This window comes from Cupriavidus sp. C2SS-8b, assembly GCF_057073745.1.
In genome coordinates, this window is record NZ_CP172717.1 from 1,788,330 (window position 1) to 1,811,645 (window position 23,316).

Consider the following 23,316-nt stretch of genomic DNA (forward strand, 5'->3'; position numbering starts at 1 on the left):
GCTGCAGTGCGGCGCACATCAGCCGCCGCCGTGCGTTGCCGCATCCGGCGCTCAATGCCATACGTCCTTGCTTTCGAGCTTCCAGTAGCACACCGCAGCCACCATGCCGAAGATCATGTGGCCCACCAGCGTGTGCCAGCCGCGCGCATCCGCGAACCACGTGAAGACGCGCGTCATGACATGGAAGTCGAACACGTAGACCGCCGCGCCGAACACGGCGCCAGCAAGCAGGATCATGCGGACGCTCGAATCGAGCTGGAACGGCGCGATGATGATGGCCAGGATCATTCCCAACACCGCGCCCAGCACGAAGTGGATCAGCAGTGCCGCCGCCACGGTGCCCACGCTGAACAGCGAGGTCTGCAATACGTCCCGGCCCAACAGGATCGCGGCGATCATGCGCGTGGTGCCCCACGGATTCACGCCCGACACCATCGTGGACCAGAACAGTTCCAGCACCAGCAGCAACGCGCCGGCCGCCAGCCCCGATACCGCGGCTGCGGTCCAGTCCGGCGAGCGCCGCACGTAGTGGTGCGAATGCATGTGAAGTTCCATAGCCACCTCCGCCTCTCTGTATCGCAGGACAGGCCCGCGTATTTGGACAGGATAGGACACGCGGGTCGCAGAGTTAGACCCGACAGGGCGAAAAAGATGCCGGGGTCCGCGCTTCACCCCGCACGGCATGCCCGCAGGTGGCATGGACGGTACGCGGGACGCGTTGTGCGGCCGCATGGCGCAGCAGGATGCCGTCGCACATTCGGGTCAATCCCGATGCAAGCAGCCGTTTATTCGCCACACACTGCCTATACTGGAGTCGTAAGACAGAGAGACAGGAGACCGCCATGATGTGGCATTTTCAGGCGCACGATCTTGTATTCCTGATCCCGATGGCGCTGGTAGGCGTGATTGCCATGGGCTCGATCCCGGTGACCGCCAGGTTCCTGCGTATCAGTTGCCGCACCATGGGCGCGCTCATCGGCGCGCTGGTGGCTGTGCTGGTACTGGAGGCGTTGCCGCTGCTGATCTGAGCCGCAAGGCTCGGATATTTGTCGAGAGAGAGGAGGGCCGCGCATGTCGATCGGCCTGATGGCCGCCGTAATGGCGGTATTGCTGTGCATGACTGTCTTGGTTGCAGTGTGGCGCTGCAGCCACCCCTACAGAATGCGCTATCGCCGCTGCGCGCGGCAACGCGCTGGCCTCTGCAAGCACGCGGCCAGGCACTAGCCGCCGCTGCTGCTATCCGCCTGGCCGGCGCATGTGGCGCGGGCCGGCAACGTCACAGTTCGATCATGGCGAATTCGGCCTTGCCCACGTCGCATTCCGGGCAGCGCCAGTCATCGGGCACATCTTCCCAGCGGGTGCCGGCCGCCAGGCCGTCTTCAGGGCAGCCCAGTTCTTCGTCGTACACCCAGCCGCAGATCACGCAAACCCAGGTCTTGTAGGCCACTGCTGCTTCAAGCTGATCCTGCTGCAAAACTTTCTCCTAAACGCGGCCGCGTGTACGCGGCCCGATACATTTTCCGGGCCGAATGATACGCGGTTTTTGCGAGCAGCGAGTTCGCGGGGATGCCGGCGCCTGTCGGCGCCGGCGATGGAACCGATTACTGTCGGATCGAGAAATCGACCCGGTTCGGCGTGCCCTTGTCCTTGATACCCTCGGCGCTCAGGTGCGGCGCGGTCAGGAACAAGCGGTCTTCCGGCACCTTGCCGTCGCGCTCCAGCGCCTGCTTGACGACCAGCGCGCGCTGGTCCGCCAGGTGCCTCAGATCGGTATCCGTCACCGTGGCATTCGCCATCAGCAGCTTCTCCATTTCCTCGGGCGGCAGCGACTTGGCAAAGCCAACAAAATTGCGCGGCTTCTTCATCGAGGTGCGCTTGTAGACCTCTTCGAGATACTTCGGGTACTCCTGCTTCGACACCTTGACGTCGGCACCCTGCTCGCCCGTTTCGCTGTCGCCGGCCTCGTCGCCTTCCTGCGCGCTCTTGCGCAGGTCGCGCCGCTTCTGCTCGGCCACGCGGGCGTCGAGCCACGCTCGGCGGGCGCCCGCCTCGTCGGTGGCCGGGTCGATGCGGCCGCTGATTTCCAGCTTCAGCGACGGACGATCGTTGAGCGCCTTGGCCACTGTGGCGATCTTGTCCTTGGCCGCGGGCGCAAGCGTCGCGGTGCCGGGCGTGAATTCCACGTAGCCGAGTTCCTCGCCGCTGCCGCCGCCAAACGCCGAGCCAATCAGCGCGAACGGCGACGTGATCGCCTTGGCCAGCAGGTTAAGGATCACGCGCACGATCACGCCGCCGACGCTGAACTCCGGATCCGACAGCGAGCCTGACACGGGCAGGTTGATGTCGATCACCCCGTGGCGGTCCTTGAGCAGCGACACCGCCAGCAGCACGGGCAGCTTGGTGGCGTCCGGGCTGTCGACCTTGTCGCCGAAGGTGAGCTGGTCGAGGTACAGGTGGTTGCTGGCGTCGAGCTTGCCCTGGTCGATCTTGTAGGCGACGTCGACCGTCAGCTTGCCCTTGGTGATCGGGTAGCCGGCGTACTTGGCCGCATACGGCGTCAGGCGCGTCAGTTCCACGCCGGAGGCCTTGGCGGCAATGTCGAGGAAGAGCTGCTCGCCGAGCGGATTGATCTTGCCGCTGATGCTGACCGGCGCATCGTCATCGAGCCGGCCATTGAGCACGAGGTCGGCTGGCGTCGGGTCGCCCGACGCCACCTTGGACACCGAGCCCTTCATGCCGGTCAGGTTGGCGCTGTAGTTCGGCTTGACGAAGAAGTCCGAGAAATTGATGTTGCCTTTGTCCACCGATACGCCGCCGATACGCACCTGCGGCTTCGGGCCCGCGGCCGCCTGTGCGGGCGCTGCCGGGGCCGCAGGGGGCGCCGCGGCCGGCGCGGATGCCGCCGGTGCCGACGCCGGGTTCGCCTGCGTCAGGCTCGTGGCCGGCGGCGCCTCGCCCTTGGCCGCGCCGCCCGCCATCACGTCCTGCAGGTTCAGGCGGCCATTGGCGTTCAGGATCACGCGGGCATAGAAGTCCGACAGCGCGATATTGTTCAGCGCCACGCGCATCGGGCCCTTGCTGTCGTCCATGGCGAAATCGATGCCCGACACCCCCAGCGAGCGCCAGCGCAGGAAGTCGTCTCCGGTCACGCGGTCCACGGTGCGCACATTGGCCACCTGCGCGTTGCCCGCAAAGCGCGCGGCAATCGGCTTGCCCGGCGGCGCACTGACGGCCAGCCGGCCCTTGACGGTCAGCGTGCCGCTGCGCAGCGCCGCGTTGAGGCGATCGCCCACGTAGGGCTGCACCGGTGCCAGGTCGATCTCGCGCAGGTCGAGCTGCAACTGGCTGGCCGGGGCGGCCGGCAGCACGTTGCCTTCCATATTGATCACGCCGCGCTTGCCCGACTCCGCATGCAGCTTGACCGGCAGCGCCGCCGGCGTCAGCGGCCAGGCGATGGCCCCCGTGGTCAGGCCGATATTGCGGTACTGGTGGATGACGGGCCGGCCGCGGTTCAGCTCCGCGGGCGCGTAGTCGGCCAGGCGCGCCGAGCCGCCGTCGAGCCCGACCTTGCCGAGCCGCACCTTCCAGCCACCGCCGGCCTGCGGTGCCGCGCTGTTCGCCGCCGGCGCGGGCGGCTGCTTGCGCTGGACTTCGGTCTGGCGTGCCGATTCGCTGGCCCAGATGCGCGCCATTTCCAGCAGTTGGCCGCGATGGTCGCGCGTCGCCGCGATCTGCGGCTTGGTGATCGCCAACTGCCCCGCCTCGAAGGTCAGTTTGGCCAGGTCCAGGCCGATATCGTCCAGCACCACTTTATCGGCCTGCATCAAGGGCAGGTTTGCGCCCTCGGTGTCGGCCGCGCGCGCGCGGCGGTTGCGGCGCTCGACGCGTTCCGCACGCGCCTGGCGCGCTGCGGGCTCGCCCGAAGCTGCCGCGGCCGCCGGCATGACCACCGGCTCGCGCGTCGCCACGTACAGCGGCGCCAGTTCCAGCCGCGACTTTTCGAGCACGAACTGGAACACGGGCTGCGCCCACGACATCCGGTAGTGAAGCTCCGCGTTGACCGCGGTCTTGCCGAACTGGGCCTGGAGCGCGTGCGGCCACCAGGACGCAAACCCCTGCGGCTGCAGCCCTGAAGTTTCGAGCGTGCCGGCCAGCGTTCGTTGCCGCATCGACAGTTCGCCCATATGCGTGATGGTCTGGCCATCGGCCACTGTGATCGTGGCCTGCAGCTTGGTCGCCTTGTCGGCCTCGGCACTGGCCAGGCCATTCACCTCTGCATCGATGGGGCCCAGCGCCAGCTTGCCCGGGCCGGACGGCGCCAGCGCATCCTCGAAGCCGAAGCGGGCCTGCTTGAGCGTGATGCGATCGACGGCGTAGCGCCACCCCGTCTCCTGCGGCTTTGCTGCCGCCGTCGGCGCCGATGCCGGCGCAGGCTGCGGCGCGGCCTTGGCTTCAGGCGCGGCTTGCGGGACGAAAGCCGTGACCAGGTTCAGCGAACCGTCCGCGCGGCGCACGGCGGCCACATCCAGCCCCTCAATATCGACGCTGCGCAGGTGGGCGCGTTGTGCCAGCGGTTCCACGCGGTCGATATCGAGCGCCAGCTTGCCATTGCTGACCAGCGGCGCGCCGGCGGCCGTGCGCAGGTCCAGCTCGCGCAGCGCAGCGGTCCCTGAGACAAAGATGTCCTGCTTGTCCTTCTGCTGGCGGAAGCCCACCGTCAGGCGCGTGTCAAGCAGGCCGTGCTTGACCTCCGCATCCTTGAGCCTGGGCGCGAACGGCATGAAGCGCGCCACATCGAGCCCGTCGAGGTTGACGTTCAGGTGCGTCTCGCGCGAATCGGCAAAAGGCAGGACGGTGCCATCGAGGGCCAGCGGCGTGCCGTTGATCTGCGCACTGAGCGTGGGCCGCGTGACGATCTCCACATCGTGCGGCAGGTTCGACAGGAAGGGCAGCGTCAGCGTCAGGTTGTCGACCTTCACGGCGGACCCGGCCACCTTGTCCTCATAAGCCACCGAACTGCCCGTGACGGCAATGTTATTGACTGAGAAGCGGGCCGGCTTGGCATCGGGCGGTTTCGGCGGCTGGGCGGCGAGCTTGTCCTGGATATCGGCAAAGCTCAGGCGGCCGTCGGCCTCGCGCGTCACATGCACGGCCAGGCGGTCGATATGCAGCGAGTCCACCACCGGCGCGAGGTGCCAGACCGAAGCCAGCGAGGTGTCCGCTTCCACCTCGCCCAATGTCACGGCGGGGGTCTTGCCGTCGCGCTCGTAGATGGTGAGGTCATTGAGCGTCGCCGCCAGTTCGAACGGACGCACATGCGCCGCCCCTAGTGTCACCTTGCGGCCGAGCGCCTCGGTGGCGTTTTTCTCGATCAGCGACTTGATCAGCGGCGGACCGCCGAAGTAGCCTGCGAGGCCAAACACGGCCAACGCCGCCAGCACGCCGCCGGCCGCGCGCACGGCCAGCTTTCGCCGCAGCGTAGCCGTGGCGAACTGGATGGAATTCTTGATTTCCATGTCATTCCCGATGAATCCAACCCCGCTCCGGGTGACGCACAGCACTTTGTGCCCCGGATTTCACTTTTTTTTGACATTATGGCAATGCTTGGACGCAAAGCAAAGCGATCGTCTTTTGTCTTTTCAACAAGACAAAGGCCGATCTGTTATCTTTACGCCTTTGCGAAGCGTCTCGTCGCAAGCCTGCGGCTTACCCGCCACGTAGTGCCTGCCTCTCCCGCGCTGTAACCCCTTCGGCCACACCCTCCACGCAACCCGTGTTGTGCGCTTCGCATGAGATGCCATTCATGCGAGTCCATTCATGTCGACCACCAGCAGTACCGCCCCGATCGCAGGCGCGCAGGCCCGGCCCGCGCGACGACTGACCGGGCAGGATTACAAGACCCTCTCCCTCGCCGCACTGGGCGGCGCCCTCGAGTTCTACGACTTCATCATCTTCGTGTTTTTCGCGACGGTGATCGGTCAGTTGTTCTTCCCGCCGTCGGTACCCGACTGGCTGCGGCAGTTGCAGACCTTCGGCATCTTCGCCGCGGGCTACCTGGCCCGTCCGCTGGGCGGCATCATCATGGCGCACTTCGGCGACCTGCTGGGGCGCAAGAAGATGTTCACGCTGTCGATCCTGCTGATGTCGGTGCCCACGCTGCTGATGGGCCTGATGCCGACCTACCACACCATCGGCCTGATGGCCCCCGTGCTGCTGCTGGTGCTGCGCATCCTGCAGGGCGCTGCCGTGGGCGGCGAAGTGCCCGGCGCCTGGGTCTTTGTATCGGAACACGTCCCCGCGCGCCACGTGGGCTATGCGTGCGGCACGCTGACGTGCGGGCTGACCGCGGGGATCCTGCTCGGCTCGCTGGTTGCCACCGGCATCAATTCGGTATTCACGCCGGCCGAGCTGGCTGACTGGGGCTGGCGCGTGCCGTTCCTGATCGGCGGCGTATTTGGCATCGCGTCGATGTACCTGCGCCGCTGGCTGCATGAAACGCCGGTCTTCGCCGAACTGCAGAAGCGCAAGGCGCTGGCGGCGGAAATGCCGCTGAAGTCGGTGGTGCGCGATCACCGTGGCGCCATCGCGGTGTCGATGCTGCTGACGTGGATGCTGTCCGCGGGCATCGTGGTCGTGATCCTGATGACCCCCACGTTCCTGCAGAAGCTTTATGGCTTCGACGCGCGCACGGCGCTGGTCGCCAACAGCGTGGCCACGCTGTGCCTGACGGTCGGCTGCGTGGTATCGGGCGCGCTCGCCGACCGCTTCGGCGCACGCCGCACGTTGTTCTTCGGCGGCCTGCTGCTGGCCGCCAGCGCCTATGCGCTCTACACCACCGTCCACACCCGGCCCGACCTGCTGGTACCGCTATACGCGCTGGCGGGTTTCCTGGTCGGCACCATCGGCGCGGTGCCGTTCGTGCTGGTCAATGCCTTCCCGGCGCAGGTGCGCTTTTCGGGCCTGTCGTTCTCTTACAACCTGTCCTATGCGATCTTTGGCGGCCTGACGCCGATGGTCGTCACGCTGATGCTCAAGAACGATCCGCTCGCGCCCGCGCACTACGTGGTCGCGATGTGCGCGATCGGCATGGTGACGGCGCTGTTCGTCAAGGATCCTGCGCGCAGCTGATGCGAGCCCGTGCCTGAATGAGAGGAAGGAGGACCTTGTCGCCCTCCTTTTTTATGGGCGTACGCGCGTGCTAGCGCCGGTGTCCGCGGAAGAACTCCCACATCATCGCGCTGGCATCGGGGCCGACGGCACTGTGATAGCTATAGTCGCCGTCCCCGCCGCTCCATGCGTGGCCCAGCCCCTCCACTTCCACCAGCGTGACCAGATCGCGGCTCCAGCGCCCGAAGCGCGCTTCATGGAAATGTCCGGCCGGCAGGCGCGCCTGCGCCTCGGAAATGCCGCCCGGACCGTCTTCCAGGCCGTTGTAGGCCAGGAACTGCCGCGCCAGCAGGCGGCCATTGACCGGATGGACCGCATCGTCGTCGAGCCCGTGCACCACGATCGCCGGCAGTTCGGGGCCGCCCGGCGTGGCCCCGGCGGCGTCGAGCAGCCATGCGGGCTCGGCGGCCGACCCGTGGCGCATGGCCCTCAGGCCGGCGTGCGGGTTATTCGCCTCGCCCACCACGACCCCGGAATGCAAACCTACCGCCGCGACAAGTTGCGGGTAGCGCAAGGCCACCACTGCGGCCATGGCGGCGCCGGCCGACATCCCGGCGACGAAGACCTGGTCCTCGCGCACATCGAGGCGCCGCGAGAGGGTCTCGATCAACGCCGCGACGGCATGCGCTTCGCGGCCACCTTCGCCGTCGGCCAGGTCGAACCATTGCCAGCAGCGCTGCAGCTGGCGCCGCAGCGGCTGCTGGGGATACGCCACGATGAAGCCCTCACGCTCGGCCAGCGCGTTCATGCGCGTGCCGGCGGCGAGTTCGTCGGGAGTCTGGCGGCAGCCGTGCAGCATGACCACCAGGGGCAAGGGGCCGCGGAAGCGGTGCCCGGCGCTGGCCGGCACATACAGGTGATAGGACAATCGCGGCACCAGCTCGCCGGCCAGTGGCTCCAGGCTCAGGCGGTGGGATTCCCAGCTGCCCGGCAAATGCGGCGCGGGATGCCGTGGAGATAGTGGAGCGCCATGCGGTGTCCGGATGCGGCGCCGTGGCGCCAGATGGCTCAACGCTTCAACGCGTTCCAGCCACGCTTTGACTTGTGCTTCGGTCTGGGCCTGCGCCCGGCTGAATCGCCGGAATTGCGCCTGCCAGTCCATGGCAAGGCTCTTGGCCATGAGAACTCCTGGTTGCGTGCAATGCATCTCCCCCGGATGTTCTGCGTATTGTTGCGATGCAGCATATCACACCGACGCCCGCGACTGCCTCGTGCGTAGCGTTTTCGCATCGTCAGACGGCGCCCACTTGACGGACGGCCCAGGCTTTACGCCAATCGAAAAGTTTCAAGCAGAGCCACGAAAGAATACAGATCGCGGGGAGTTAGCAGCCGTTGTCGTGCATTTATACTAGGCCGTCGCCTCAGGCGCCCACGCCCCATGCCCGACTCGCCCTCCTGCTCGCTCTGCCTCTTTCGCCATGTCTGCCGTGACGCCCCGACGGCCGATCGGTCGCCGGCTGCGCAGACGCCCTTGCAGCCCGCGCACGTCACGGTAGCCGCCGGCGATGCCTTCTATCGCCAGGGCCGCCCTGCGGCTGCATTGTTTCCGTTGCGGGAAGGCAGTGCCAAGCAGGTTTATGAATCGCCGCTGGGATGGCGGCAAGTCACGGGATTCTCGCTGTCCGGCGATGTGCTGGGCCTGGAGCCGAACGAAGCGCCGGCCTACAGCGTCAGCGCCATCGCCTTGCAGGACACCCTGTGCTGTGTCGTGTCGATCGAGGCGCTGCGCACGCACATGGCCGACCCGGCCTTCCGCGATTCCGTGCTGGCCGTGATGCGTCGTCAGTCCGAACGCGAGCGCGTCCTGCTGGTCGCGGTCGGCTCGATGAAAGCTGCCCAGCGGCTCGCCATGCTGCTGCTCGACCTGGACACGGAGCACCGCCGCCGCGGCGGCGCCGACGGCCCGCTTACGCTCGCCATGTCGCGATCGGACATCGCCAGCCTGCTCGGGCTGACGCTGGAAACGGTGTCGCGCCTGTTGTCGCGCTTTGCATCGGTGGGACTGATCTCGGTCCGGCAGCGGCGCCTGAAGCTGATCGACCGCGACGGCTTGGCCGCAGTCTATGCGGACCTGGAGCCGATGCCCCGGCAGGCACCGGCCGCCATGGCGGCGCATGCCGCGGCCGGCGACGACCCGCACCCGTTCTGACTCACTGCACGGGGCGGGCCACCCTGGTCTATCAGCGGTCCGCCACGCGCTTCCAGCCGTCCGGCGAGAAGCTGCGGATCGCCCTGGCGCGTGCGGCCGTACCGGAACCCAGGTCGCGCTCGAAGAACACCTTGTCACTGCCCAGCAGGAAGGTATGGATGCCGCTCTGGCCATACTGCGCGGGCCACGCCACGAACGCATACCGGGCATCGCTACCCTTGGGGGCCGCGATCACGCGATAGTGATAGCCGTAGAAGGCGGAGTCGACCGGCGTTTCCGGCACCATCGCCAGCGCATCCGCGCCGACCGGGCTGGCATTCTCCTGGCTGGTCGACGGCCAGTACAAGCCGTTGGTCTTGCCAGCGCTGCTCACCAGCTGCGGCGCATAGCGCCCGTTGCCGAACTGCTGCGCGTAACGTTCCTGCGCATCGGCGAGCTGCAGCAGCGTTTCCATGGCCACCAATTCATTGCGGCCAAGGCGCCGGCGCAGGACTTCGCGCTCTCCCGCGCGCAGGTCGAATTGCCAGCCATTGTTCTGCCTGACCAGCGGCGCCGGGAATGTCCATCCGCTGTCGCCAACCGTCAGCAGCGCGCGGCGCTCGCCCTCAGGCTGGATCGCATGATGCTTCGCCCAGGCGGCCAGGAATTCGTACACGTCGTCGCGATCCACCCCGCTCGGGGGCAGCAGCTTGTGATAGTCGTTGCCCAACACATGCCTGAGGGCATCGTCGTCGCTGCGGGCAATGGCATCGCCGAGCGCTTCGGCCGCGGCATCGGGCGTCTGGTACTTCTGCTGTGCCAGCGTAGGCACGCCGGTGGACAACGCCGCGACGGCAACCAGCACGCGTACGGCTGATAAGGATTTACCCATCATGATCACCTCCGGCCGTGGCCAAAATGTCCGCCGCCGCCACCACCGCCGTGGAAGCCCCCGCCGCCGTGGAAGCCGCCGCCCTGCGAACCGAAGCCCTGGCGCTGCGGTGCGGCCCGGGCGGGCTGGGCGCCGACACGCTGCGACTGCTGGCGTAGGCGCTCGCCATTGCCCGCATCGTGCAGCGCACTGTTGCGGTTGGCATTGCGCGCGCGGTCGCGCGCCGCAGTCTGGTCGGCGCGCTGGCGGTCGGCACCGGCCGGACGCGGATGCTGGACCCCGCCGGCGCCCGCACCGAGGCGGCCTTCGGCGCCCTGCCGTCCGCGATCCGCCATGCCGCCACCGGCGTGGCCGGGGATGGCCTGGCCCGTGTGGCTCTGGAAAGATTGCGCGGCGCGCTCGCGCGCCTGGTCGCGCCCGCCCGCCTGTGCACCAGCGCCACCGGGACGCTGCACGCCACCGCCGGCCGCGCCCGGGCGCTGCGCGCCGAACTGCCCGCCCTGGGGCCGGTTGGCCATGCCCGCCTGGCGCTGCTGGTCAAAACGGTTGCGCACGTTCGCGTTGTTGTAGGGCACGTTGCCGCGGTGGGCGGGATTGTGCTGCCAGTTGACATTGGACCGGTTCACGTCGAGCCGGTTATTGACGTTGATGTTGTTGTACCGGTTCACATTGATATTGACGTCGTGCGATCCCCAGTTGAAGCCGCCCCACAGGGAATTGACCGCCGCCACGCCAAGGCCGAAGCCGATGCCGGCCACCAGCGACGTCGCGAACACCGAGCCCGGCGGCGGCGGATAGTAGGCCGGCGGATAGGCGGGATACGGCCACGCCCCGTAGACCACAGTCGGGTTGTACGACGGCACGTAAACCACCTGGGGATTGGCCGGCTCGATCTGCACCACGGTGGTCCCGCCAGTGCTTTGCGTGACGACGGTCTGCTGCTCGGTGGTCTTGAGCGACCCCGCCCGCTGCGCCTGCAGCCGCAGCCGCTGCACCGAATCCATGACGTCGTTGGGTTGTGCAAGGAAGGCGTCGCCGAGAGACTGCACCCACTGCGGCTCGCGGCCCATCATGTCCATCACCGACGGGAATGCCACCAGCGATTGCACGCTCGGGTCCCACGGCTCGTTGCTGATGGCCTTGGTGGCGGCATCGCCCGACAGCGTGGGGTTGGATCTGGACCATTGCGCCGCCGCAGCCACGTCGGCCGGGTAGGTCGCGGCCATCAGCACCTGCGAGAGCAGCGCGTCGGGATAGAGCGCGATCGGCGCGGTCAGCTGGTCAAGCTGACCATGGCTCAGCGTGGTCTGCGCCATCGGCGCGCCAAGCGGCCCCATCAGCATCAGCCCAAGACACCAGGCAAGGATATGACGTAAGCGGTGCATGTTCGCTCTCCACAAGAATGCAGTCGACCGACCGTGTCCCGCCATGGCCGCTATTGCGGGCTGGCGGTCCTGTTTTTAGTACCGGCTGGTGCAGCCCGCGTCGTCGTCATCGTGGCTGCTGCGCGCATTCCTGGCGGTATGCCTCTTCCAGGCGCTTGCGGTCCGCCTGCCGCTCCAGCGTCGGATACGTGCGCCCGTCAGCCGTGGTGACCGACGAGTTGCCGGTTGACCACTGCGGCCCCGAGGGCAGCGCGTTGATCTGATCCAGCAGCGACTGGCAGCGCTGGCGCTGCGATACCGACAAGGTGCCGTCGGTGGCGTCCACGGTTGCCGTGGCGGGATCCAGCATGCGGGGCGGAGGCGGCGCAACCATCGGCGCCGGGAGCGACGCATCCGGCGCGGCCCAGGCCTGTACGGCAAGCAGCCCTGCACAGGCCAGCAGTGAAACCTTGCAACCAATCAACTTCTTCAATCTGTGACTCCGGGACAGCGCCCTGCCCGAATGGGATGAGGCAAGACGCCTGCACGATCCGCATGGGATCAGCGCTGGTGGCGGGGTAGCGGGGCTGCGGTCAACGTTCCTTCCCGCTGCCGCTGCGGCCCGCCCGGTTGCGCAGGAGCTCGAGCTTGAGCAGCGCATCCGCCAGCATGCTCTTGAGCCGGGTGTTCTCCTCCTGCAACTCGCGCAGTTTACGCCCTTCGCGTGCATCGCCCTGTCCGGGCTGCCCATAGCGGGCGCGCCAGCCATAAAAGGACGCATCGCTGAAGCCGTACCGCGCGCACAACTCGCGCACCGGCACACCGCTGGCGGCCTCGGCCAGATAGCTGCGGATCTGCTCTTCCGAATACCGTCTGTTCACCGATTCTCTCCCGCTACGCAACAGTCTTATGCGTGCCGGTAACCGAGCCCGACCCTGCCCCGTACGTTAGCCCACCGCCGAGCCAAAAGGCAATTCAACGTCTTTGCTGGGCGAGTTAAGAAAATTGTGCAAGCCGGTTTTCGCGCGAGAGGCAATATTTGCGAACGTCGCCTGCGCTGACGCGTCGCAGGATGCACGGATGATCGCCGCCAGCGGAATGGGCCGGCCTTGGCCGCCTGCTTTGGTTTTTCCAATTTGGAATCCAGAATGGCCGCATATCCAGACCGCCGGAATTTTCAGCCTGAATCCGGCACGTCGCTACCCTGACCATCGACCGATGGAGCGAGCCCAATCAAGACACTTTTCCCTTATGCGTGGCGGCTTTCGGCCGCATTGCGCCATGTTCTCATGTCCAGACAAGCGCTCCTAAAATGTGAGCGTTGCATATCGGAATGTCAGTTACTTCCTAGGAACTTTCCAGTTGTTGTATTAAGATTCCTCGGCATCAACTAAATTTCGTACGCCCGCAAACAGCGCTCCACGGAACGCGGACAGACGGGCGGCGCGCCAGTTCTACACCGGCACTCACACGCCCGGTGACGCATCCAGAACTGTCGGCAAGCAAGGGCCTGAAGGATTGAGGAGTCACTGCGCCATTTGTCGACGCGAGTCGCACATTTAGGAGTTGTGTCATGCTTCTTGGTAGCCTGATCCGCCGCAACCAACGCTTGCCGGTTCCCGTTCCCACAGCTACGGAAATTCCTTTTTCCGCTCGCGAACCCCTTCTCTAGGTTCGCGGCGCGGCATGCAATGACCGCGCATTGCTGTCACATCGTCGTGCCAGAAAATAAAAGAAAAACGAAAACAGAATCCATGGATCGGGAGAAGTCAGAATGCGTCATGTCAGCACGAAGTTGTTGCACGTCTTTGTTCTGGTGATGGAGTACCGTGACCTCAGCGCGGTAGCGGCCTGCACGCAAGGCCGGGTTCCGACGGTCGCCTACAGCCTTGCACGGTTGCGCGAAATCACCGGCGACCCGCTCTTCGTCAAGCGCAACGGCACGCTGGAGCCAACGCCGCACGCGCTGCGCCTGGAACAGACCGCCAGGCAGATCCTGGCCAAATGGAGTGTGCTGGTACGGCCGAACGAACAGGCCCCGGAAAAAAGCCGCCACGGCCGGCGCCTGTCGATCGGGTTTTCCTCGTCCATTGGCGACCCCGTGATCACCGAGATCCTGACCACGCTGTGCGAGCAGTTTCCGCATGACAGCTTCGTGACCAGGCCCGTGATCGCCGACGCCACGCTGTCCGAGAGCCTGGACAATGGCGAGCTCGACTGCGCCTTCGTGGTCGATGGCGGGCATAACCCGGAAAAGGTTCTGCCGCATAACATCCTGGCCACGCCGCGCCGGCTGGTCAGTGCGATGCGCGCCGGCAGCGCGGACGATACGGAAAGCGACTGGATCTTGCTGCAGGAAGACTGCGAAGCCGGCAGTCCGTTGCGCAGCTTCCTCGCACGCCAGGCCAGCACGCCGGGACATCGTGAAACGGTCGTGCCGTCCTGGCATACGCAGATCACGCTGCTGCATTCGGCCGGCGGTATCTGCCCCGTGCTGGATTTCAATGTGCCGCTGGTCACGCGTGATCGCAAGACGCGCCTGCTGGCCCCGCCGAGCAGCTTCCCGGAATGGGCCGCGCTGCATTTCTGGGCCCCTGAACGCGCACACGACAAGAGCGCGCTGCGCGACATCATGGACGTGGGCAATGCCGTGCTGCGCGATCCGCTCAAGGCCATCGATGGCCGGCGCAAGAGCCGGCAGGAGTCGCCACGGCACGCCGCCGCGGCCTGAGCGGCGACCAGCAGGACAGCCGGCGGCGTCCGGCACTCATCCATTTGCGGTAGCGCAAACACCGTTCGCGTGCGAGCCGTTTCGCGCGCACGCCTGCTATCCGCCCGTACCCCGCCACACGCGCATCGCGGTGCCATCCCGCCGACGGCACCGCAACCTTTGTCTGCAAATTTTTGCGAACTTTCTCAGTCCGCCGCGGCTGCCGGGCCAGTATTCTGGGCTCGCACTAGCCGTGTCGCGGCCGCCTCCCGTTTGGCTCGAGACCCTGGCACGTGCGCAGATGTTGATGCGTCCTTCGCGCCGCGCGCCGCCATGGCGTGCGGCGATTTTTTGAGGCGCAGCACAGCTGCCATCTCCACGACAAGGACCGCGCCATGACACTGAGAATCCTGCTGGCCGACGACCACCCGGTCGTCTGCGCTGCCGTCCGCGACCAATTGCAGACGCAGCCGGGCTGGGTGGTTTGCGGCATGGTCAACAGCGCCACCGAACTACTGAGCAGCGTCGAGACCCTGCACCCGGACATCGTGATCACCGACTATCACATGCCGGGCCACAGGGACTCGGATGGCATCCGGCTGATCTCCACGCTGCGGCGGCACTACCCCTCGGTCAGCGTGATTGTGCTCACCATGATCACCAACCCTTTGATCCTGCGTTCGATTCTCAATGCACGCGTGCAGGGGCTCGTGCTGAAGGACGCACCGCTGTCCGAACTGATCACGGTCGTCGCCCGCATCCAGCGAGGCTTTCACTACACTGGCAAGTCCGCGCTCGATATCCTGTCGCAGACCAGCCTGGACAGTCCGCACGAACCCGGCCAGCAGGTTGCGCAACGCCTGTCGGTGCGCGAGACCGAAGTCATCCGGCTCTATCTGAGCGGGCGCTCGGTCAGCGAGATCGCTATCATCCTCTGCCGCAGCGTCAAGACCATCAGCCGCCAGAAGAATTGCGCGATGCAAAAGCTCGGGGCCAGCAATGATCGCGAGCTGTTCGAATGCGCGGCGCGCCAGGGCATCTTGCTGCCGACTTAGCAAAGAGCCGTCGCGCGAAGCCTTCAGTCGGCGTCAGCCAGTTCCGTCGCGCGGGCGACTGCACCGGCGATGCCGGCCTCCAGCTGGGCCAGGCCTCTCGAGAGTTCGAGCATGGTCGACTCGGGGACGTTTTCGAGCACGTCCTGGAGAAAGGCCGAGCGCCGGGGCAGCTTGCCTTCCACCATGGCCCTGCCCGCCGCGGACAACGTGACATGCGTGACGCGGTTGTCGCGCTCGGAAGTATTGCGCAGGACCCAGCCCAACTCTTCCATCGCCTTGAGCTGCCGGGTCAGTGCCCCCGGGTCCATGCCTACGCGCTCGGCCAATGCTTTCTGCGCGATCGCATCCTCCTGCATCTGCAGCGCAAACAGAATGCGCCAGCGCGGCAACGGCAGCCCGATACGCTGCTCGAACGCCGACGCATAGGCGCGGTAGGTTCGCCCGAACTGCTGTAGCACGGCAAGGCTTTGTCGCTCCAGTTCCATTCATTCTCCCGTTTCCAAGGCCGCGGCATGCCGATCTTGCCTCTTGCCGTCCGTCGGCCGTTTCAGTCAGCCGCCATGGCCGGTTGCTGGCCGGCGCGCACCAGCCTGACCGGCGGCACGCGCCGTGCGCGCCACAGGCCAACCAGTGCGGCGACTGCGGCAATGACAAGCCCCAGGTGGATTGCCGTTACAAGCGAAACACGCGCCTGCTCCAGCAGCAAGGCGCCATTGTGCCCCGCCTGCTGCAGTTCGGTCAGCAACCCGGCCTGCGCGACCTTGTCGATCAGTACCTGCGGGTCCGACATGCGGCTGAGCCAGTCCAGCGCATTGGCTGTCGCCAGCGAATGTTCGACGCCAGCGGTATAGGAACGCGTCACCATCGTGCCAACCATCGCGGTGCCAACCATGCCGCCGACCATCCGCAGCGACTGCAGCATTGCCGTGGCAATGCCCAGGTGTTCCCTGCCCACCGTCTGCTGGGCGAACACCGTCAGGTTCGGCATGATGAAGCCGAGTCCGAACCCAGCCAGCAACATGATCGTCAGCAGCAACGGATGCGACATGCTGCGCGTGGCCTGTGACAGCGCCAGGCATCCGGCGGCCAGCATGCCGAAACCGGCAAACAGCATGGCATTCGGATGGCGGATGCGCGTGATGATGCGCCCGTTAACGATGCTGCCGACCGTGATGCAGACCACCAGCGGCGTCACCAGCAGCCCCGCTTCGCGCGGCGAGTACCCGAATCCGCCCTGGAGCAGCAGTGGCGCGTAGATCAGCAGCGCAAACATGGCGAAGCCGACCAGCACCGCAAGTTGAAACAGCGGTGCCACGCCCGGGTGCCGGAACATGTCCAGCGGCAGGATCGGATTGGCGCAGCGGCGCTCCCATTGCCACAGCCCGATCAGCGCCGCCACCGCCGCGACCAGCAGCCCGGCGGTCAGCCAGTCGACGCCGCGCTGCGGCAGTAGTTCAACACTCATCTGCATGCCGCCCAGCCCCACCCCGATCAGCAAGGCGCCGAGCCAGTCGACCCGGATCGGTCCACTGTGCGATTGCTGGCGCAGATGCGGCAGGTAGCGCCATACGAACCACAGGCTCAGCGCACCAACCGGCAGATTCACATAGAAGACGGCGCGCCAGCCATACAGTTCGGTCAGGATGCCGCCCAGCGAAGGTCCGACGGCATTGGCCACGCCGAACGCCGCGCTCATCAGCACTTGCCAGCGCAGCCGGACGTGCGAATCCGGAAAAAGGTCTGGAATGCATGCGAAGGCGGTACCCACCAGCATGCCGCCACCGATCCCCTGCAATCCGCGCGCCGCCACCAGGAACGGCATGCTCGTCGCCATGCCGCACAAGGCGGAGGCCACCGAGAACACGACGATGGATGCCAGCACGAAAGGCTTGCGGCCGTAGTAGTCACCAAGGCGACCGAAGATCGGCACGGTGATGACCGATAACAGCAGGTAGGACGTGGCTACCCAGGCGTAGTACTCGAAGCCCTGCAACTCTGCAACGACCGTCGGCAATGCCGTGCCGACCACGGTTTGGTCCAGCGCCACCAGCATCGACACGAAGGCAACGCCCAGCATGGCGAGTAGCGACTCGCGAAACGGGAGGACCTGGCCGCTGCCATGCCCTGGCTGTGCGTCTGGCGTCATGTTGTTGCTCGATCAATCGTTGTAATGTCAATTATTATAGGACAGGTTTGGAGAGTTTTCCGAAGCTCGATTACGCCGACCTGTGGAACAGGCTGGCAAAAAAATGCAGTCTGTCTTCGCGGAGGCATCGCGAACGCAGCCACCAAAGCAAAAACCCCTCGCAGCACACGCTGTCGAGGGGTTTTGCATTGTAAGAGCCTGGCGATGACCTACTTTCACACGGGTAATCCGCACTATCATCGGCGCGGAGTCGTTTCACGGACCTGTTCGGGATGGGAAGGGGTGGTTCCAACTCGCTATGGTCACCAGGCATAAGGGGTTGTGGCGCTGGGCAGTTCGTCCAACGCCACCAATTCGGGATGTAGTCTTTGTAGTCTTGGGTTGTGCTGTATCAGCCGGCACAGGCGATTCACTCACCAGGCTAAAACACACTGGTTATAGGATCAAGCCTTACGGGCAATTAGTACTGGTTAGCTTAACGCATTACTGCGCTTCCACACCCAGCCTATCAACGTCCTGGTCTCGAACGACCCTTCAAGGCGGTCAAGCCGCCAGGGAATCCTCATCTTCAGGCGAGTTTCCCGCTTAGATGCTTTCAGCGGTTATCTCTTCCGTACATAGCTACCCTGCGATGCCTCTGGCGAGACAACAGGTACACCAGCGGTACGTCCACTCCGGTCCTCTCGTACTAGGAGCAGCCCCCGTCAAGATTCCAACGCCCACGGCAGATAGGGACCAAACTGTCTCACGACGTTTTAAACCCAGCTCACGTACCTCTTTAAATGGCGAACAGCCATACCCTTGGGACCGGCTACAGCCCCAGGATGAGATGAGCCGACATCGAGGTGCCAAACACCGCCGTCGATATGAACTCTTGGGCGGTATCAGCCTGTTATCCCCAGAGTACCTTTTATCCGTTGAGCGATGGCCCTTCCATTCAGAACCACCGGATCACTATGTCCTGCTTTCGCACCTGCTCGACTTGTCGGTCTCGCAGTTAAGCACGCTTTTGCCATTGCACTTTAGGTACGATGTCCGACCGTACCAAGCGTACCTTCGAACTCCTCCGTTACACTTTGGGAGGAGACCGCCCCAGTCAAACTGCCTACCATGCACTGTCCCCGACCCGGATTCACGGGCCAAGGTTAGAACCTCAAACAAACCAGGGTGGTATTTCAAGGACGGCTCCACGTAGACTAGCGTCCACGCTTCAAAGCCTCCCACCTATCCTACACAGATCGGTTCAAAGTCCAATGCAAAGCTACAGTAAAGGTTCATGGGGTCTTTCCGTCTAGCCGCGGGGAGATTGCATCATCACAAACACTTCAACTTCGCTGAGTCTCGGGAGGAGACAGTGTGGCCATCGTTACGCCATTCGTGCAGGTCGGAACTTACCCGACAAGGAATTTCGCTACCTTAGGACCGTTATAGTTACGGCCGCCGTTTACCGGGACTTCAATCAAGAGCTTGCACCCCATCATTTAATCTTCCGGCACCGGGCAGGCGTCACACCCTATACGTCCACTTTCGTGTTTGCAGAGTGCTGTGTTTTTATTAAACAGTCGCAGCCACCATTTTATTGCAACCCCTTCACCCTTCTGGCGCAGGCCAGTCAAGCTACCAGGGCGTACCTTATCCCGAAGTTACGGTACCAATTTGCCGAGTTCCTTCTCCCGAGTTCTCTCAAGCGCCTTAGAATACTCATCTCGCCCACCTGTGTCGGTTTGCGGTACGGTCTCGTATGACTGAAGCTTAGAGGCTTTTCTTGGAACCACTTCCAATTGCTTCGCAGCACTAGGCCGCTCGCCCCACATCCTTGAATCCCGCGCCCGGATTTGCCTAAGCGCCTTCTCCAATGCAGGGACCGGGACTTCCAACACCCGGACAACCTTCCGCGATCCGTCCCCCCATCGCATCATACGACGGTGCAGGAATATTAACCTGCTTCCCATCAGCTACGCATCTCTGCCTCGCCTTAGGGGCCGACTCACCCTACGCCGATGAACGTTGCGTAGGAAACCTTGGGCTTACGGCGAGGGGGCCTTTCACCCCCTTTATCGCTACTCATGTCAGCATTCGCACTTCCGATACCTCCAGCATCCTTTACAAGACACCTTCACAGGCTTACGGAACGCTCTCCTACCACGCACATTGCTGTGCGTCCGCAGCTTCGGTATATAGCTTAGCCCCGTTACATCTTCCGCGCAGGACGACTCGATCAGTGAGCTATTACGCTTTCTTTAAAGGGTGGCTGCTTCTAAGCCAACCTCCTGACTGTTTTAGCCTTCCCACTTCGTTTCCCACTTAGCTATATTTGGGGACCTTAGCTGGCGGTCTGGGTTGTTTCCCTCTTGACACCGGACGTTAGCACCCGATGTCTGTCTCCCGTGATTGCACTCTTCGGTATTCGGAGTTTGCTATGGCGGGGTAATCAGCAATAGACCCCCCAACCATGACAGTGCTCTACCCCCGAAGGTGAGACACGAGGCACTACCTAAATAGTTTTCGGAGAGAACCAGCTATTTCCAGATTTGTTTAGCCTTTCACCCCTATCCACAGCTCATCCCCTAACTTTTCAACGTTAGTGGGTTCGGTCCTCCAGTACGTGTTACCGCACCTTCAACCTGGCCATGGATAGATCATCTGGTTTCGGGTCTACACCCAGCGACTGAACGCCCTGTTCGGACTCGCTTTCGCTACGCCTGCCCTAATCGGTTAAGCTTGCCACTGAATGTAAGTCGCTGACCCATTATACAAAAGGTACGCCGTCACCCGTTTCCAGGCTCCGACTGTTTGTATGCATGCGGTTTCAGGATCTATTTCACTCCCCTCCCGGGGTTCTTTTCGCCTTTCCCTCACGGTACTGGTTCACTATCGGTCGATCACGAGTATTTAGCCTTGGAGGATGGTCCCCCCATCTTCAGACAGGATTTCACGTGTCCCGCCCTACTTCTCGTACACCTAGTTCCACAACGCTGTTTTCGCATACAGGGCTATCACCTGCTATGGCCGGGCTTTCCATCCCGTTCTGCTAACAACACTGCTAAAGAGTACAAGGCTCTTCCCATTTCGTTCGCCACTACTCTGGGAATCTCGGTTGATTTCTGTTCCTGCAGCTACTTAGATGTTTCAGTTCGCCGCGTTCGCTTCCCTTGCCTATGTATTCAGCAAGGGATGACCCATGCGGGCCGGGTTTCCCCATTCGGACATCTCCGGATCAAAGCTTGTTTGCCAGCTCCCCGAAGCTTTTCGCAGGCTACCGCGTCCTTCATCGCCTGTGATCGCCAAGGCATCCACCACATGCACTTGTTCGCTTGACCCTATAACGAGTGTGTCTCAGCGACACTATCGCTACAGGTGAGTTCTCGCATTTGTGCCGTATTCCAAGTCATCTTTCGATCACTTAAATACATTTTGGTTGATACAATCACAACCCGGTATCGCGTTTGTACTGCAGCGTCTCATCAACGCTCGCGCGACACCTTTACTACATCCCATATTGTTAAAGAACAGCCGATGCGCAGGATAGACCCGCGCTCGCTTGGCAATGCCAAAGGGAAGCACTCAATCAAATGCTTTCCTTTGACAACCAATTCCAGGTTTCCGCAACTCACTCGTCAGAGCGATGGTGGAGGATGACGGGATCGAACCGACGACCCCCTGCTTGCAAAGCAGGTGCTCTCCCAGCTGAGCTAATCCCCCCTCGGATAACTTGGTGGGTCTGGTAGGACTTGAACCTACGACCCCCGCCTTATCAAGACGGTGCTCTAACCACCTGAGCTACAGACCCTTGGCTGTAACAGCAAACAAACCGATAAGTGTGGACACTGGACACGCAGAACGCGCGCCTCTGGAAAGGAGGTGATCCAGCCGCACCTTCCGATACGGCTACCTTGTTACGACTTCACCCCAGTCATGAACCCTGCCGTGGTAATCGCCCTCCTTGCGGTTAGGCTAACTACTTCTGGCAAAACCCACTCCCATGGTGTGACGGGCGGTGTGTACAAGACCCGGGAACGTATTCACCGCGGCATGCTGATCCGCGATTACTAGCGATTCCAGCTTCACGTAGTCGAGTTGCAGACTACGATCCGGACTACGATGCGTTTTCTGGGATTAGCTCCCCCTCGCGGGTTGGCAACCCTCTGTACGCACCATTGTATGACGTGTGAAGCCCTACCCATAAGGGCCATGAGGACTTGACGTCATCCCCACCTTCCTCCGGTTTGTCACCGGCAGTCTCTCTAGAGTGCCCTTTCGTAGCAACTAGAGACAAGGGTTGCGCTCGTTGCGGGACTTAACCCAACATCTCACGACACGAGCTGACGACAGCCATGCAGCACCTGTGTCCACTTTCCCTTTCGGGCACCTGATGCATCTCTGCTTCGTTAGTGGCATGTCAAGGGTAGGTAAGGTTTTTCGCGTTGCATCGAATTAATCCACATCATCCACCGCTTGTGCGGGTCCCCGTCAATTCCTTTGAGTTTTAATCTTGCGACCGTACTCCCCAGGCGGTCAACTTCACGCGTTAGCTACGTTACTGAAGAAATGAATCCCCAACAACTAGTTGACATCGTTTAGGGCGTGGACTACCAGGGTATCTAATCCTGTTTGCTCCCCACGCTTTCGTGCATGAGCGTCAGTGACGTCCCAGGGGGCTGCCTTCGCCATCGGTATTCCTCCACATCTCTACGCATTTCACTGCTACACGTGGAATTCTACCCCCCTCTGACATACTCTAGCCTGACAGTCACAAGCGCCATTCCCAAGTTAAGCTCGGGGATTTCACGCCTGTCTTATCAAACCGCCTGCGCACGCTTTACGCCCAGTAATTCCGATTAACGCTCGCACCCTACGTATTACCGCGGCTGCTGGCACGTAGTTAGCCGGTGCTTATTCTTCCGGTACCGTCATCCGCCCCAGGTATTAACCAGGACGTTTTCTTTCCGGACAAAAGTGCTTTACAACCCGAAGGCCTTCTTCACACACGCGGCATTGCTGGATCAGGGTTGCCCCCATTGTCCAAAATTCCCCACTGCTGCCTCCCGTAGGAGTCTGGGCCGTGTCTCAGTCCCAGTGTGGCTGATCGTCCTCTCAGACCAGCTACTGATCGTCGCCTTGGTAGGCTTTTACCCCACCAACTAGCTAATCAGACATCGGCCGCTCCTGTCGCGCGAGGCCGTTACCGGTCCCCCGCTTTCACCCTCAGGTCGTATGCGGTATTAGCTAATCTTTCGACTAGTTATCCCCCACGACAGGGCACGTTCCGATGTATTACTCACCCGTTCGCCACTCGCCGCCAGGCCGAAGCCCGCGCTGCCGTTCGACTTGCATGTGTAAGGCATGCCGCCAGCGTTCAATCTGAGCCAGGATCAAACTCTTCAGTTCAATCTCTGTGTGGGTCCGAAGACCCTCGCTCTTTCGAGCGGTCGCTCACTCTCAGAAAACTGACTGACCAGATCCGAAGACCCAGTCACGTTTTGCTGTGCGAGCACTGTATAACTTGTGAAGCTCCGAAGTCCGAAGACCTCGTGCGTCCGCTACCCAGCGCCCACACTTATCGGTTGTTTGGTTGTTAAAGAACTTCGCTGCCGGCTTTGCCGTTCAGCGCGCTGCGTTGTCTGCAGCAGAGAAACGAGATTATGTAGCACTTTCTTCGTTTCGTCAACCAGGTCAGCAATCTTTTTTGCTCCGGTTCGTCGCGCCAACTTCGCGCCGCCGAACCACCCGATCAACCCCGCAACCCTTGCTACGTCTGCTTTGCAGCGCCGCGTTGTGTTGCGAGGGGGCGAATATTACGTCACCACTATGCGCTTGGCAAGCGTTTTTTGAGAACGTTCTGACGCCAATCGCC

The 23,316-nt window shown here is 63.2% G+C and carries 15 protein-coding genes, 2 tRNA genes and 3 rRNA genes; 5 read left to right on the forward strand and 15 right to left on the reverse strand.

What is annotated here, in order from left to right; translation table 11 throughout:
- Positions 1–51: 51 nt before the first annotated feature.
- On the reverse strand, positions 52–555 hold the full coding sequence (locus tag ACIGJB_RS25060) for a hypothetical protein (RefSeq protein ID WP_483732683.1): 504 nt from the start codon (positions 553–555) through the stop codon (positions 52–54).
- A gap of 290 nt (positions 556–845) precedes the next feature.
- Here ACIGJB_RS25060 and ACIGJB_RS25065 point away from each other — a divergent pair, with 290 nt between their 5' ends.
- Positions 846–1,028, forward strand: a complete 183-nt coding sequence (locus tag ACIGJB_RS25065; RefSeq protein WP_211958527.1) for a hypothetical protein — start codon at positions 846–848, stop codon at positions 1,026–1,028.
- Between the two features lie 248 nt (positions 1,029–1,276).
- Here the strand turns inward: ACIGJB_RS25065 and ACIGJB_RS25070 are convergent, their stop codons facing one another.
- Together ACIGJB_RS25070 and ACIGJB_RS25075 are read right to left on the reverse strand one after the other, a co-directional pair.
- On the reverse strand, positions 1,277–1,474 hold the full coding sequence (locus ACIGJB_RS25070; protein ID WP_483732684.1) for a rubredoxin: 198 nt from the start codon (positions 1,472–1,474) through the stop codon (positions 1,277–1,279).
- A gap of 127 nt (positions 1,475–1,601) precedes the next feature.
- Positions 1,602–5,516 (reverse strand): DUF748 domain-containing protein, encoded by a 3,915-nt coding sequence (locus ACIGJB_RS25075; protein ID WP_483732685.1) that lies wholly within the window; start codon positions 5,514–5,516, stop codon positions 1,602–1,604.
- 301 nt (positions 5,517–5,817) lie between these two features.
- Here ACIGJB_RS25075 and ACIGJB_RS25080 point away from each other — a divergent pair, with 301 nt between their 5' ends.
- Positions 5,818–7,128 (forward strand): MFS transporter, encoded by a 1,311-nt coding sequence (locus ACIGJB_RS25080; RefSeq protein WP_483732686.1) that lies wholly within the window; start codon positions 5,818–5,820, stop codon positions 7,126–7,128.
- 70 nt (positions 7,129–7,198) lie between these two features.
- On the opposite strand, the gene ACIGJB_RS25085 is transcribed toward ACIGJB_RS25080, so the two are convergent.
- Complete coding sequence (locus tag ACIGJB_RS25085) at positions 7,199–8,287, reverse strand: extracellular catalytic domain type 1 short-chain-length polyhydroxyalkanoate depolymerase (RefSeq protein ID WP_483732687.1); 1,089 nt, start codon at positions 8,285–8,287, stop codon at positions 7,199–7,201.
- Between the two features lie 258 nt (positions 8,288–8,545).
- On the opposite strand from ACIGJB_RS25085, the gene ACIGJB_RS25090 reads away from it, so the two are divergent.
- Positions 8,546–9,316 carry a Crp/Fnr family transcriptional regulator gene (locus ACIGJB_RS25090; RefSeq protein ID WP_483732688.1) on the forward strand — a complete coding sequence of 257 codons (771 nt, stop codon included), beginning with the start codon at positions 8,546–8,548 and terminating at the stop codon, positions 9,314–9,316.
- Positions 9,317–9,347: 31 nt separating this feature from the next.
- Here ACIGJB_RS25090 and ACIGJB_RS25095 read toward each other — a convergent pair whose 3' ends face one another.
- From ACIGJB_RS25095 to ACIGJB_RS25110, 4 genes are all read right to left on the reverse strand, one after another.
- On the reverse strand, positions 9,348–10,190 hold the full coding sequence (locus ACIGJB_RS25095; protein ID WP_483732689.1) for a DUF2950 family protein: 843 nt from the start codon (positions 10,188–10,190) through the stop codon (positions 9,348–9,350).
- Between the two features lie 2 nt (positions 10,191–10,192).
- Positions 10,193–11,572 carry a DUF3300 domain-containing protein gene (locus ACIGJB_RS25100; protein WP_483732690.1) on the reverse strand — a complete coding sequence of 460 codons (1,380 nt, stop codon included), beginning with the start codon at positions 11,570–11,572 and terminating at the stop codon, positions 10,193–10,195.
- Positions 11,573–11,678: 106 nt separating this feature from the next.
- Positions 11,679–12,044 carry a hypothetical protein gene (locus ACIGJB_RS25105; protein WP_483732691.1) on the reverse strand — a complete coding sequence of 122 codons (366 nt, stop codon included), beginning with the start codon at positions 12,042–12,044 and terminating at the stop codon, positions 11,679–11,681.
- Between the two features lie 100 nt (positions 12,045–12,144).
- Positions 12,145–12,432 (reverse strand): transposase, encoded by a 288-nt coding sequence (locus ACIGJB_RS25110; RefSeq protein ID WP_483712045.1) that lies wholly within the window; start codon positions 12,430–12,432, stop codon positions 12,145–12,147.
- A gap of 893 nt (positions 12,433–13,325) precedes the next feature.
- Here ACIGJB_RS25110 and ACIGJB_RS25115 point away from each other — a divergent pair.
- Positions 13,326–14,282, forward strand: a complete 957-nt coding sequence (locus tag ACIGJB_RS25115) for a LysR substrate-binding domain-containing protein (RefSeq protein ID WP_483732692.1) — start codon at positions 13,326–13,328, stop codon at positions 14,280–14,282.
- Positions 14,283–14,656: 374 nt separating this feature from the next.
- A complete protein-coding gene (locus ACIGJB_RS25120; RefSeq protein WP_483732693.1) occupies positions 14,657–15,316 on the forward strand; it encodes a response regulator in 660 nt (219 codons plus the stop codon).
- A 23-nt stretch (positions 15,317–15,339) separates the two neighbouring features.
- Here the strand turns inward: ACIGJB_RS25120 and ACIGJB_RS25125 are convergent, their stop codons facing one another.
- From ACIGJB_RS25125 to ACIGJB_RS25155, 7 genes are all read right to left on the reverse strand, one after another.
- Positions 15,340–15,801 carry a MarR family winged helix-turn-helix transcriptional regulator gene (locus ACIGJB_RS25125; protein WP_483732694.1) on the reverse strand — a complete coding sequence of 154 codons (462 nt, stop codon included), beginning with the start codon at positions 15,799–15,801 and terminating at the stop codon, positions 15,340–15,342.
- A 62-nt stretch (positions 15,802–15,863) separates the two neighbouring features.
- Positions 15,864–17,462, reverse strand: a complete 1,599-nt coding sequence (locus ACIGJB_RS25130; RefSeq protein WP_483732695.1) for an MFS transporter — start codon at positions 17,460–17,462, stop codon at positions 15,864–15,866.
- Between the two features lie 196 nt (positions 17,463–17,658).
- Positions 17,659–17,772: ribosomal RNA gene (gene rrf / locus ACIGJB_RS25135) — 5S ribosomal RNA — on the reverse strand.
- Between the two features lie 129 nt (positions 17,773–17,901).
- Positions 17,902–20,782: ribosomal RNA gene (locus ACIGJB_RS25140) — 23S ribosomal RNA — on the reverse strand.
- A 306-nt stretch (positions 20,783–21,088) separates the two neighbouring features.
- A tRNA-Ala gene (locus ACIGJB_RS25145) sits at positions 21,089–21,164 on the reverse strand.
- 11 nt (positions 21,165–21,175) lie between these two features.
- Positions 21,176–21,252, reverse strand: a tRNA-Ile gene (locus ACIGJB_RS25150).
- A gap of 64 nt (positions 21,253–21,316) precedes the next feature.
- Positions 21,317–22,850, reverse strand: a 16S ribosomal RNA gene (locus tag ACIGJB_RS25155).
- Together the 16S, 23S and 5S rRNA genes with 2 tRNA genes alongside form the textbook arrangement of a ribosomal RNA operon.
- Positions 22,851–23,316: the final 466 nt, after the last annotated feature.